Below are 12653 nucleotides of genomic sequence, written 5' to 3' on the forward strand. Positions count from 1 at the left end.
ATCAGGAGCCCAACGGGTTACCCTTCTGGCCAGAGAGAATGGTAGCTAATCATTCCCTCTTGAGAGACACAAGGAGCACAACTTATTGCGCGATCAGCAAGCATCCCGGCACCGAAGGTTATCGCCCGACGAAGTCGGGCGCTGGCCTACAAGGGCTTTACGAGCGAAGGTTAAGGACTGGGTATAACACCTCCTACGGCGCTGGACGCATACCGCTAGCCGATAGCGACCTGATAGGCATGGGCGACCTTCAGCACGGTTGCCTCATCCCAGCGTCTCCCCACCAGTTGCATACCGACAGGGAGGCCTTCTGAAAAGCCGACCGGCACGCTCATTGCCGGGTGCCCGCTCACATCAAACGGGGCGGTGTTGTGCAGATTGCCAAGCGCACCGGCGAGTGTGCTGGTGAGGTGTTTATCTGCCGGCCTGCTGACCGCTTTCATGGCGGTGGTGGGCATGATCAGCAGGTCATATTCCTGCAGGGCCTTGTCATAATCGCGAGCTAGCCGCCGACCGATATTCTGGGCCTTACCGTAGTAGTGGCGATTATACTGCTCGGACATGTAATGCCCGGCAAGCACCGTCATCTTCACAGTGTCGCTGAAGTCATGGCCACGGGCGCGGCGAGCCCGTCCGTAAAAGTCCATCAGTTGCGTACTGTAATGGCCGCGCCAGTTGGTGCCGTAACCATCGCCCCTGACCATCAGCTCGGTCGCACCCTCAAAGGCGATCGCACTCCACAACGCCAGCCCGTCGCTGTGCATGGGGACTGAGACCTCCGAGGCACGCGCCCCGGCTTTTTCCAGTATGCTGACGGCCTCTCTCACAGCGGCGTCCACGTCCGGTTCACTGACACCGGCAATGCCAAACCCTTCACGCAGGATGCCAATACGCAAACCTGCAAGGTCTTCGCTAAGCGATTCGGTATATTTCGCCGTGCGTACATCGTACTGGCGCGGATCCAACCCATCCGAGCCAGCCAGCACTTCCAGCATGCGCGCGCAATCTTCCGCAGTGCGCGCCATGGGGCCCACATGATCGATTGTCAGCTCAATCGGAAAGATCCCCGTGTAAGGCACCAGGCCATGGGTGCCTTTGATGCCGTAACAGCCACTCCACGAGGCGGGCAGCCGAATGGAACCGCCCTGGTCGCCCCCAAGCGCCATATCCACTTCACCATTAGTCACCACCACGGCGCTGCCGTTGGAGGAGGCCCCGGCCAGCCGGTCATGATCGTGCGGATTTACCGGCTGAGGCTCGGGATAGCCGGTACAGCCGCCACCGTCAAAACAGAACGCAGGTACGGCCGTCTTGCCGATGATATGCGCGCCAGCGTCGAGCAGCCGTGTGACCACGGTGGCGTCTTCCCGGGGCACAAAACCTTCCATGATCGGCGAACCATTCATCATGGGAATGCCTGCCAGCGCGATATTGTCCTTTAACGCCACTGTTCGACCGGCTAACGGTCCTTCCTTGGCCCCAGGCACCGAACACTTCCACGCCCAGCCATTGAGCGGGTTGTCGTCACCTACCGGGCGATAACCCAATTCTGACCGAGGGTAGTTGACCGGCAGTGATTCATCCGCCAGTTCATCCAGGCGATCATAAATGGCCATTGAGCCCACAACGGCGGACTGGAACTCGCTCAGTTCATCAAAGGAAAGGTCAAAACCGTAATAATCGGAAATGGCCGCCAAGGTATCAATGCCGGGTCGCTTCACGCTCATGGTCAACTCTCCTATAAACAGACGGTTGCCTGAAAAGGCATCTAGTAAGTGAGGAACAAACTACCTCTCCAACAAGCTGTGGTAATGGTGTGGCAGGCGCATCGCCACCAGGTCCTTGCGGCGCACAGCGCTGTTCGGGTAAGCCGACTCCAGGTTGCTCGTGTCGATGGCAAGCTGAATGCAGCCCCTGGCGCTGGTCATCAGCGCCTCCTGGCGAGGGAAATGGAACGTATCCGGTCCGAATATACCGCTTAATCCGGGTAAACCCGACTCGGGCATATGCACATTGGCGAAGGCGAAATAGCAGTTGTTCTCGCCACCACGCACCCGGTAATGGTGCCAATGGTGTTCGTCCGGGCCGGTAGAAATAGGGGCTGGCTGACGAATGCCTGTACCGGGATGCGCACTATGAAAAGGCCCGGGTAAGGCGGCAGGGCAAGCGATCACATCACACCCTCGCAGCGCCAGAATACGCCCCGCCTCGGGAAAATCGGCATCATGGCCGATCAGCATTCCCACGCGACCTAAGGGTAAATCGCCGCTAACCCAACGTTCGCCTGGTGTTGCCCATTCTCGATCAACCTCGGTTAAATGAATCTTGCGATACACCTCCATAACGCCCTGCGCCCCCACAAGAGCGGCCGCATTATAGAGATGCCCATCCTCCTGCTCCGCGAAACCCACCACGTAGTACTGTTGACGATCCTCGGCGAGTCGACAGAGTGCGCTGAAAGCAGGGTGCTCCGATGAAATAGGATTGATCGCGCCAGCGTTCAGTCCCGTCAGGGCTAACTCGGGCAGAACCACCAGCTCGGCATGCTCTGCTTCGGCGATCAGCGCCATACATTGGGAAAGATTATCGTCGAGATTGTTCGAAGGGGAGAATTGAGCAACCGCAATGGTACTTGCCTTGCCCTTGGGCAGTGGCTGATGACCATAAAGCCTGAAAAAGTCCAACGGGTTCCAGGCGTAAGTTTGATGAAGTAACTCATGATAGAGATCTGGCCGACGCTCATTGGCTAACGGCCCTGTTACTCGGTCGGTATCAATCTCGCCCAGCACGACTCCATCGCCGTCATCCCTGCTCGCCTGGACATGTCCATCCGGGTCAATCACGCAGCTGCCGCCACTGAATTGAACACCCCGTTCAAGCCCCCAGCGGTTACTCTCGATAAGGTAGCAGCCATTTTCCCTGGCACGACTAATCCAATATGGGGCAGGCGCGCGCTCGGCAAGCCAATTACTCAGATGACAGATGACATCGGCGCCCTGCAACGCCACCAGACGTGAGGTTTCAAGAAAATGAATATCCATGCAGATGAGCAGCGCAATCCGCCCAAGCGACGTCTCAAACACCTGATGGCCCGTATCCCCAGAGGCCGCCCACTTTGGCTCGGCAATGTAAGGGTGGCTTTTACGATGCTTACCCAGATACCCCTCTGGGCCCACTAGAACCGCGGTGTTGTAGTAAAGGCCGTTGGCAGGCTCCACTTCCGGCAGCCCGATAACGATATAGCAGTCAAGCTTCGCCGCCAAAGCGGCGAAGCATTCGGTTGAAGGCCCAGGTACCGGTTCTACATAGGGCGTCACTTCCTCCCTGTCATACCAGCAGTAACCGGTAAGGCCCATTTCCGGCGTGATGATCAGCCGCGCCCCCGACGCAGCCGCCTCTTCCACCAACCGTTTCAGCGCATCGATATTGCGCTCTTTGGCTAACATTTCAGGCTCAAACTGCACCGTGGCGGCAAGGTATTTCATTGTTACCTCCCCGCTCGCTAGCGTGCTTGTCCAACGATGGACTTAAGGATGGAAGCACCTAACGTATACTTTGGATCCACCATATTGCCCAACCGCACACGCCCTGCCTGGGTGAGCAGCATGTAAGCCTCGATCTCATCGAAATCGAACTCTGCCGCCAGCCAGCGAACCAGCTCTCGGTAGGCAATGCGCGAGGCATCTTCCATCGGCCGTGCGGAACCAATGGTCATATAGAACTGCTCGTTTTCCAGGCGCGGCCACTTGAACGTCCAATCCTTAATCAAGTCGACCTGTACGGTTGTCACGGTAGGGTGCTCAATCGCCACGCCGCACAATTCACCATCGCCCTGGGCTGCATGACAGTCCCCCAGATAAAGGTAGGCACCTTTGGTATGCACCGGCAGATAGATGACTGCTCCAGGCGCCACATCGGGTAAGTCCATATTGCCGCCGTAATAATCGGGAACCAGCGAGCTAATCGACTCTATCTCTGGCGAGACCCCAATGGTGCCAATAAATGGCTGATACGGCAGGGTTATTTTATCGGTCCACTTCACGCCGGTTTCCGCGTCAACGTCTACCTTCTTAACCCGCTCCGGCAGTGGTTCATTGAGTAGCGCGGTGTCACCGGTCGCCACCAAACCACCAAATTCGGTAATCAGCGCCGTCGTACCGCAAGGCTGCGGGCCACGGGGTTTCATGTCGCGGATATACACCGCCAGGCAGTCACCCTTCTCGGCCCCTTCTACGTAGATCGGCCCGTTTTGCGGATTAAGGTAAGGCAGATTAAGCAATTCGCTTGGCTTGTCGCTTTCCGAGCGCAGTTTGCCTTCGAAAGCATCATGGGTTTCCGCACTGACGATATCCCCCGGCTGAATATGCAGCACGGGCTTGGGGTTGGGCCCAAGCGTATAGTGATACTGACCTTGAACCGCCTCTGTCAGTTGGTGGGTAGTACCCGGCTTACCGCTGGCGACGGCGCGACGCGCCATGATGGAATGATCAAACCAATTCATTGTTCTACTCCTTTTTATGTACTGTTTAGGTACTTTTAGCTGCTTTCAGTCATCGCTCCAGGAACTGCAGCCCGGAGCTTGCGTCATGGTGAAATGAACCTACGCTTCGCATGCCCACCTTGGGGTCACGCCCTACCCTCAAACCGCCAGAATGCGACGCATCGCGTCACGGTCACGGAGTTGTTCCCTAGCCAGCTCGTGGGTGATTTGCCCCTTGTCCATGACGTAGCAGCGCTGCGCCATGGTCATGATCATGTCCAGGTTCTGCTCGACGAGCAGAATCGTGACGCCCAGCTCACGGTTGAGCTTGAGAATGTTGCGCGAAATGTCCTTGACGATATTCGGCTGGATACCTTCCGAGGGTTCATCGAGCAGCATCAGCTTCGGCTTGCCCACCATGGCCCGGCCGATCGCCAGCTGTTGCTGCTGTCCACCACTGAAGGTGCCCGCCCGCTGATTGGCCCGCTCGCGCAGGATAGGAAAGAACTCGTAGACCCGCTCATAGTCGACGCCCTCTCCTGGCTGCTGGAGCATCTCGCCAACCTTAAGGTTTTCCCAGACGGTCATGCGCGAGAAGACCTCGCGCCCCTGCGGGATATAGCCAATACCCAAGCGCGCACGCTGGTGGGATTCGAGCGTACTGATATCCTCACCATCGAAGCGGATAATGCCCTGTCGATGCCTGAGAAGACCGATCAGCGTCTTCATCAAGGTCGTCTTGCCGACGCCATTCCGGCCGATGACGGCCACCACCTCTCCCCGGCCAACACTCAAGCTGACCTCTTGCAGAACAGAGGTTGTCCCGTAGCCAGACGTGACGCCCTCCACGCTCAGCAGATCTGTATTATTCGTCGTCATCGGCTGTCCCCAGGTAAATACGTGCGACCTCTTCGTTAGCCTCGATATCGTTGATCGTGCCTTCCGCGAAGATCTCACCGAAGTTCAGTACGGTGACCTTATGGGCAATCTGGCGTACGAATTCCATATCGTGCTCGACCGCCAGAATGGACATCCCCTGGCGATTGAGGGCTTGGATCATCTCGCCCGTGCGCGCCGTTTCTTCCGGCGTCATACCCGCCGTCGGCTCGTCGAGCAGCAGCAAACGTGGTCCAGTACTCACCGCCATGCCGATCTCAAGCCACTGCTGCTCGCCGTGGGAGAGCTCACCCGCAAGCTCGCCTGCCTTGTCGGTGAGCCTTACAAAGGCAAGGGCTTTGTCGATCGCCGCTGTCATTGAATCGCCATGCAGATGGTTCTGAACCGCGATCTGCATGTTTTGCCAAACGGACAGCTCAGCGAAGATACCCGGCACCTGAAACTTGACGGCGATGCCCTGTTTCACGCGTTCAAAGGAACGAAACTTGGTGATGTCCTTCTCCGAGAAGAATATCTTTCCGGCGCTGGGTCGATGCTCACCAAGCACAAGCTTGAAAAACGTGCTCTTCCCCGCACCATTGGGGCCAATCAAACAGCGGATTTCACCGATCTCCATCGAAAAGCTCACATCCTGGGCAACTTTCACGCCGTCGAAATGTTTATATAAATGTTCGGTTCGCAGTAGGGTCACGACATACCCTCCTTACGCTTACGCAGGCGGACAAAGAGCCTGGCCAACCCCGGGATTAAGCCTTCCGGCAAATAGACCACGATGACGACCAATAGCAGTCCCATGATGACGAAGGCGTAGTAGCTGCCGTAGATCGTCAGATTCTGGAAGATGCCCAGCACCACCAAGGTGCCTACCAGCGTCGCGGTAAGATCTTTGCGTCCACCCACTGCCACCCAGATAATGGGCAAGGCAGCAGCCGCCAAATCCATGTTGGAGGGGCTGATGTACTGCCCCCAGGCGGTATAGAGCACGCCGGACAGCCCCGCCAGCCCGCTGCCAATCACAAAGGCAATCAATTGATAGCGGCGCGTGTCATAACCAAGCATTTCAGCGCGATGCGGATTCTCACGAATCGCCACCAGCACATTGCCGAATCGCGAATTGACCAGCACCCGCAACCCCAGGTAGCAAAGCACCAGCAGGGCCAGAAGCAGGTAATAAAGCGGCACGCCCGAATACAGCGCGATATCGCCCCCCGGCCAAGGAATGGTCAACGGCGGCATACCGGTCATGCCATTGTCGCCACCCAGCCGTGCATCGCCGATCGCCCATTGCGAGCCAGCGGTCTGTGCCATAAAGGTGGCAAATACCAGCGTGGTCGACAGCGTAACGATACCCAGGAAGACACCGCTGATTCGCCCGTAGAAAAGAATGTAACCAAGTAGCGCCGCCCCCAGGCACGACACCCCAACCCCAATCAACACGCCGACGAGGGTCATACCGTAAGCCGCGCCAAAGTTGATCGTGACGACACCGTACGTGTATCCGGCAAGCCCGAAGAAAGCCGTCTGGCCAAAGCTGAGCGACCCCGTGTAGCCCCAGATCAACGACAGCCCAAGCGCCATGAACACCCAGCAAAAGAAGTAGGCCGTATTACCGACGCTCCAGGCATCCGCAAAGGCGGGGTAAACGATGGCGGCCCCAATGGCCAAGGCAAAGCCAACCCAAAACAACGGGCCGCGACCCAGTGTTTGCGGACCGTTAACGAGCCGCATCCAGTTGGGAACTCGAGACGACGAAGGTGTCGTCACCGATCCTTCTCGCTGCAACATACCCATTTATGTACGCCCCTTGAGTAACCAGCCAGACAGGCCTTGTGGGAGAATGCGGATAACCACCATGACGGTTATTAATAGCCCCACCTGGCCTATTAGCTGCCCTTGCCAACCGGTCAGAAAGGCCTTGATGACCGCGAGTGTGGCCGCCGCCGGTGCGGTACCCAGGAACACATCCGCGCCACCGACAACCACCGTCACGAAGCTCTCGACCAGGAAATTGGCACCCAGCGTCGGCACGATGGAAATCGTCGGTGCATAAAGCGCACCGGCCAACCCGGCCAGGGCCGCCCCGAGGCCAAAGGTGAGTGAGTACATACGTCCGGTGTCGATACCCGCCGCTTTCGCCATGTGCGGTGCTTGAATGGTGGCGCGCGAGTGGATGCCGAACGTCGTATGGTGAAACAGCACATACAGGCCAACGAGAAGAAGCACGGCGACCCCAAGCAGCACCATCCGATAGGTAGAGTATGTGTAGTCGCCCACCGAAAAGCTGCCAAGCGGCGTACTGATGCCCGACATGCTTGAGCCAAGCAGGATCAGCGTGCCCTGGGTAAGAATCAGGCTGATCCCCCAGGTGGCCACAATAGAGTCCAGCGGCCGGTGATAGAGGCGGTGGATGATCGTGCGCTCTAGCACAATGCCAAGTATCCCGGCGGCCAGACTGCCACACAGCATCGCGATGGGCAGTGGCACCCCCAGGCGTGCCGTTACGACCGTGACGTAGGCGCCGCACATGATGAATTCACCATGAGCCAGGTTGATGATGCCCATCATCCCGAAGATCACCGCAAGCCCCATGGCAGATAGCACCAGAAAAGCAAACGCATCCCCAAACTGATAGAAAGCTGTGAACGCTAAATGTAGGTATTCCATATCCAGCTCCTGGGCAGGAAACGCCCGCGAGGTTTCCCGCTTAATGCAAACTCACAGGTCAGGCAGGGTGACGTTCACCACCCTGCCGGGACGATGCGTGATATTTACTCGTTGGGAGGGCTAGAGGGGGTGTACTGGGCACTTGGGTCGTTCTGGGTCAGGTCGCAACCATTGTCACCCAGCCAGTACGGCTCGATATTTTCCCAGGTTTCAGGGAAGGAGATCTCGTGGTTCTCATCCACTTTTGCCAGGAAGATATTGTGAGACATATGCTGGCTTTGCGGATCGAGACACACCGTGCCAGAAGGGCCATCAAAGCAGACATCTCCCTCGGCGATGACGGCGCGAAGGTCTTCCTTGTCGGTCGAGCCATCGGCACGCTCAACCATCTGCTTGTAAAGGTACATGGCGATATAAGAGTTGGCGGCTTCCTGATTCACATAGGGCGTATCAGGGAAGCGCTCATAGAATTTCTCAACGAACGCATTCGCCTCAGGGGTATCCACTTCTTCGATGAAGTTCGTTGTCACGAACATGTTTGCAAGGCTTGGTGGCGCAAACCGCTTATGTTCGTAGCCCTGCCCAACGTTCACCGATGAAGCCATGGGGATCCCAAGGTCTGCAGACCCCGCTTGCTCGTAGTAGGACGCCTGATTGGAACCGACCAGCAGGGTGACGACGAAGTCCGGGGCCTCACCCTGGATGTTTTGGATGGTTTGCGAGAACTGGGAAACATCCAGAGGGATGAACTCCTCGCCCACGATTTCACCGCCTTCCTCTTCTACAATCTGACGCACCCACTCTGCCGAAATCTGGCCAAAGTTATAGTCCGCGGCAATCGTATAGACGTTCGGGCCATACTCTTCCATCATCCAGGGAATCAGGGTCGAGAACTGCTGCTCGGGGACCGCGCCGGTCACGATCATGTTGGCGTCGCACACACCACCTTCATACTGGTTGTTATAGAATGCCAAGCCGTCGAACTGGTTGACGATCGGGCGATACGCTTCACGAGATGACGACGCAAAACCCGCAAAGACGGTATCCACCTGATCACGCTGCAGGACCCGCCGCATCAACTCCTGGTAACGACGATCATCCGATTGCGTATCGTAAACGACCAGCTCGACCTCACGACCCGCAATACCGCCCGCATCGTTGATTTCCTCAGCCGCCAACTCAATGGCACTCACCTTAGCCTGCGTCACCGCGGCAAAGTTGCCCGACTGGTCCTCAAGCACACCGATCTGGATGGGATCATCCGCTGACGCCTGGGTCACGAAAGTGCCCGCCAACAACGTCGTCAAGGTGGCCGTTTTCTGGATTGTTGAGTATTTCATTTGTATACCCCTGATGTAGTTTTACTTTTTCCTTCCTAGCCGTCCTGCAGCTAAACAGCTCCCTAATCGCCTCTGCCTAAAATGAGAAGCGATCTTTTGCTCTTGAGGCCTGACCGATATATTCCGCTTCGACCGATCTCAATCAGTCCGCTATAAATAGCCGTTCAATCGGGTCTCCCGAAGGCGATGAACCGAGTCGATCTCCTCTTTGAGGGCCGCCACCGCGATCTCACCCGAGACGATCATTGCCGCCAAATCCTCAAGGGATAGCCGTCGGTTCATGCTCGCCGACCGCAACAGGGCAAAGGCGTCATTGACCGAAATCCCCATATCCTCGATGAGCTTGATCGCCGCCGTGCAGACGACCTGACGGGCACGAACCTGCTGCTCCAGACGATGAAGTTGTTGCTCCGTCTGGCAGGACTCGTTATAGGTTTGGTAAGCGATGATGAGACTGGCCAGAATACCGGCCTTGCGTAACGGCTTGGTCAGATAGCCGCACACGCGGCGCTCGATGAACCAATTGACCGAACTCGGCGCATCCGAACCGATCAGGGCAATCGCCGGCCCCTGGACGCTGTCGATCATCCGCGTAATGCTGCCAAACTGGCGGCCCAATTCATCGTCGAAGAACACCAGGTCAAACGGCTTGTCAGCCTCCGCCTCATCGTGACTTTCATGAACGACCGGGGTGACACCCAGCTCCACAAGGAACTGAGTCAGCACCGCTCGATCCTTTTCAGCGGCACACACGATCAATGCCCGGTGCCCCCTGAAGTTGCGTCGCGTGGTAACCGTCATCGCACGATCCTCAAGCCAATATTGTTCTGGGCTATAGGCGTTTCCGGCTGCGCTGGCCCTGAGCCACATGCTTCCGCCCAGACGAGATAAGGATCCGGGCGGACGGGTGCCGTGGCTTCTGAAATCACCTCGAACGTCGCGTCTTCGCGGGATATCCCCAGCCGAACAGTCAAGTAACTGTGATTACTCTCGGGGTCGACATGCACCCTTCCCTGGGGCGCCTGGAACGACGCTCTATGCAAGGCTTTTTTCACCCGGTCGATATCAACGGAATCAGCACCAGCCAAAGCAAGGGCGAGTAGATGCACGGTGTTGTAGGAAGCCTCTGCGTCGGCACTCGGCAGGGCATCATGGCCGTAACGTTGGCGATAACTGGCAACGAACTGCTCGTTAACCGGCGTGTCGATCGTCGAGAAGTAAACGCTCGATGCGAGATGGCCAGCACACGCCTGAGGACCAATCTGGGCAAGCTCCGGCTCGCAGAGCGTACAGCTGCCAACCACGGTCTTTTGAAGCGCTGCGTTTTCACCCCGCGCCTTGGCAAACGCGCGGTAGAACGCATAGCTGGACTCACCGATCAGCATGTTCATGATGAACGCGGGCTGCTTTTCGTGAATTTCTTCAATGATACGGGCCACATCCAGATCACCGACCTGCAGGTAGCGCTCGGCGATCATTTTCCCGCCATGCGCCTTGGTCAGCTCTCTGATGATGCGGCCGTTTTCCCAGGCCCACACGTAGTTGGAGCCAACGAAGTAGACATCCCGGGTGATATGGGCGAGTACATGGTCCATCAGCGGGAGAACATGCTGGTTCTGAACGGCGCCGGTATAGATGACGTTATTATTGGTCTCAAACCCTTCGTAGTGAGACGGATACCACAGCAAGCCATCGTATTTTTCGAAAATCGGGATGACCTCTTTGCGACTGGAAGACGTATAGCAACCAATCACATGCTTCACGCCCTCATGGCGCAGCAAACGCCGCACGTGGGTGCTGTAGGCAGCGTTGTCACCGGCTGGCTCGCATTCGATAGGTACAAGTTCAAAGGGGAATCGTTTGCCCTGGTTGACCTCTTCCAGCGCCAGCATCGCCCCATCTCGCATTGAGCGGCCAACGGTGGCGTAAGGGCCCTGGGTGGAAAAGAGTATGCCAACCGGAATACGACTGTTCATTGAACGACCTTCCTGTTTGCGGACATAAAAAAAGGGCTCACAACGCTACCTGACGGTAACGATGGGAGCCCTATTGCTCTGTGCTCTTTCGGCATATGCCGACGCACAATATGTCTATTACAGAATTTAGATTGTGACCCTTTATCGACTTTGTCAACCCACTGACGATATTTTTAAAGTCGAAGATCACACCCTAAAATTCTTAATATTGAGTTAAAGCAACAAGCGTGCCAACTGACCAACGCCTGCCATAACGGCTTTTTCACACGCCTCACCAACCATCGATGCGCGCTTTTGACTCAAAAGTAAGCTGCGACGCCCCGAACAGGTGCAACTGGTCCTCTAAGCCTTCAATTCGTTGGGCAATCATCAAGTATCCCGCTACCAAGCGTTATTCATACGCCGACAGTAAAAATAACATTGATCGTCCGCCCGGCTTTTTGGGTCATGGCCTCGATGTAGCGACGTCACGCCCCGATTGAGTAGCACTACCGATTAGAATCCGATCCTATACGTTGGTGGGCGATATCTAAGTGGCGTTGCTTTGTTTTTGATCAAGCCTGAAAAACCAGACCAAAACAACCACATCGAATCGTTCAATGCGCGCTTTGGGGATAAATGGCTGATTGAGCATCGATTCACCAACCTTCATCCCTAACCCATAGCCCGACCTAACCGCATTCGAAGTCGATTTATCCCCACGCCTGATAAACGCTCTTCAGGGTTCAACGGCAGCAACAGAGACGATTTCACCCTCTTTGGGTGGCGATTTAGGCTCTGGGCCGGGTGGTTTTTTTTGCGTACAATCGCACACCAACCATCCCCGATTCTATGCGTCCGCTACGGTGTATCATTTCCACTTGTTTCAGGACGTTATTTATACCGCATACCGAGTATGCAAGTGATTGATATGACGAACATTAACCCAGCAGACGCCGCGCGTCGGTTCTCCGTCGCGCCTATGATGGATTAGAACGAAACCCCGCCGTTAAGCCTCTCGTACAGAATAAGTACCAAAATTGTGCCAACTCAATCTGGCTTTTGCTCTGTTTGCCTTCCTTGGTAAATACGCACGTGACGCGTGTGCGTGCGCATCATGCGTGAAGGGTACGTCAGAATGTTTGGGGGTCTCGGAAAAAGGTAATAAAGGTAATCAAACTCAGAAATTTTGCATAAGCTTTTGAAATTAATATAATTAAAACACTCGTTCAAAAGGTAATAAAAAGGTGATCAATAGGTAACCACATTACCTTTTTATAAGGTGAAATAATCAATTCATAAAACCATTTACTATCA

10 protein-coding genes and 1 pseudogene are annotated in these 12653 nt (G+C 56.0%); 1 reads left to right on the forward strand and 10 read right to left on the reverse strand.

The annotated features are described in order from the left end of the window. Positions 1-215: 215 nt before the first annotated feature. From R3F64_RS13160 to R3F64_RS13205, 10 genes are all read right to left on the reverse strand, one after another. Positions 216-1727 (reverse strand): amidase, encoded by a 1512-nt coding sequence (locus R3F64_RS13160; protein ID WP_309780867.1) that lies wholly within the window; start codon positions 1725-1727, stop codon positions 216-218. Between the two features lie 60 nt (positions 1728-1787). Then, entirely contained in the window at positions 1788-3485 is a 1698-nt protein-coding gene (locus R3F64_RS13165) for a nitrilase-related carbon-nitrogen hydrolase (protein WP_085917744.1), read from the reverse strand. A 17-nt stretch (positions 3486-3502) separates the two neighbouring features. After that, on the reverse strand, positions 3503-4501 hold the full coding sequence (locus tag R3F64_RS13170) for an acetamidase/formamidase family protein (protein ID WP_085917743.1): 999 nt from the start codon (positions 4499-4501) through the stop codon (positions 3503-3505). Between the two features lie 138 nt (positions 4502-4639). Continuing rightward, the gene (urtE, locus tag R3F64_RS13175) at positions 4640-5359 is read right to left on the reverse strand and encodes an urea ABC transporter ATP-binding subunit UrtE (protein ID WP_085917742.1); all 720 of its coding nucleotides are present in this window, start codon (positions 5357-5359) and stop codon (positions 4640-4642) included. Continuing rightward, positions 5346-6068 (reverse strand): ABC transporter ATP-binding protein, encoded by a 723-nt coding sequence (locus R3F64_RS13180; protein ID WP_332611886.1) that lies wholly within the window; start codon positions 6066-6068, stop codon positions 5346-5348. The genes urtE and R3F64_RS13180 overlap by 14 nt, the downstream gene beginning before the upstream one ends. Next, positions 6065-7168: an ABC transporter permease subunit gene (locus R3F64_RS13185; RefSeq protein ID WP_217807976.1), complete on the reverse strand. Its 1104-nt coding sequence runs from the start codon at positions 7166-7168 to the stop codon at positions 6065-6067. Before R3F64_RS13185 ends, R3F64_RS13180 begins: the two co-directional genes overlap by 4 nt. Next, on the reverse strand, positions 7169-8041 hold the full coding sequence (locus R3F64_RS13190; RefSeq protein WP_085917740.1) for an ABC transporter permease subunit: 873 nt from the start codon (positions 8039-8041) through the stop codon (positions 7169-7171). 104 nt (positions 8042-8145) lie between these two features. Continuing rightward, complete coding sequence (locus R3F64_RS13195; protein ID WP_085917739.1) at positions 8146-9381, reverse strand: urea ABC transporter substrate-binding protein; 1236 nt, start codon at positions 9379-9381, stop codon at positions 8146-8148. Positions 9382-9531: 150 nt separating this feature from the next. Continuing rightward, positions 9532-10182, reverse strand: coding sequence for an ANTAR domain-containing response regulator (locus tag R3F64_RS13200; protein WP_332611889.1), 651 nt, complete (start codon positions 10180-10182; stop codon positions 9532-9534). Further along, positions 10179-11357, reverse strand: coding sequence for a transporter substrate-binding domain-containing protein (locus tag R3F64_RS13205; protein WP_332611891.1), 1179 nt, complete (start codon positions 11355-11357; stop codon positions 10179-10181). Before R3F64_RS13205 ends, R3F64_RS13200 begins: the two co-directional genes overlap by 4 nt. 535 nt (positions 11358-11892) lie before the next feature. Between R3F64_RS13205 and R3F64_RS13210 the strand changes: the two are divergent. After that, positions 11893-12006 (forward strand): annotated as a pseudogene (locus tag R3F64_RS13210) (integrase core domain-containing protein); the annotation flags it as partial. Positions 12007-12653: the final 647 nt, after the last annotated feature.

This window comes from Halomonas sp. 5021 (assembly GCF_036663435.1).
GTDB classification, from domain to species: Bacteria; Pseudomonadota; Gammaproteobacteria; order Pseudomonadales; family Halomonadaceae; genus Vreelandella; species Vreelandella janggokensis.

Bases quoted from the DNA above. Each gene is read 5' to 3' on its own strand.
- R3F64_RS13160 (WP_309780867.1), bottom strand. From the start codon at position 1,727: ATGAGCGTGAAGCGACCCGGCATTGATACCTTGGCGGCCATTTCCGAT.
- R3F64_RS13185 (WP_217807976.1), bottom strand. From the start codon at position 7,168: ATGGGTATGTTGCAGCGAGAAGGATCGGTGACGACACCTTCGTCGTCT.
- R3F64_RS13195 (WP_085917739.1), bottom strand. From the start codon at position 9,381: ATGAAATACTCAACAATCCAGAAAACGGCCACCTTGACGACGTTGTTG.
- urtE (WP_085917742.1), bottom strand. From the start codon at position 5,359: ATGACGACGAATAATACAGATCTGCTGAGCGTGGAGGGCGTCACGTCT.
- R3F64_RS13200 (WP_332611889.1), bottom strand. From the start codon at position 10,182: ATGACGGTTACCACGCGACGCAACTTCAGGGGGCACCGGGCATTGATC.
- R3F64_RS13165 (WP_085917744.1), bottom strand. From the start codon at position 3,485: ATGAAATACCTTGCCGCCACGGTGCAGTTTGAGCCTGAAATGTTAGCC.
- R3F64_RS13205 (WP_332611891.1), bottom strand. From the start codon at position 11,357: ATGAACAGTCGTATTCCGGTTGGCATACTCTTTTCCACCCAGGGCCCT.
- R3F64_RS13170 (WP_085917743.1), bottom strand. From the start codon at position 4,501: ATGAATTGGTTTGATCATTCCATCATGGCGCGTCGCGCCGTCGCCAGC.
- R3F64_RS13190 (WP_085917740.1), bottom strand. From the start codon at position 8,041: ATGGAATACCTACATTTAGCGTTCACAGCTTTCTATCAGTTTGGGGAT.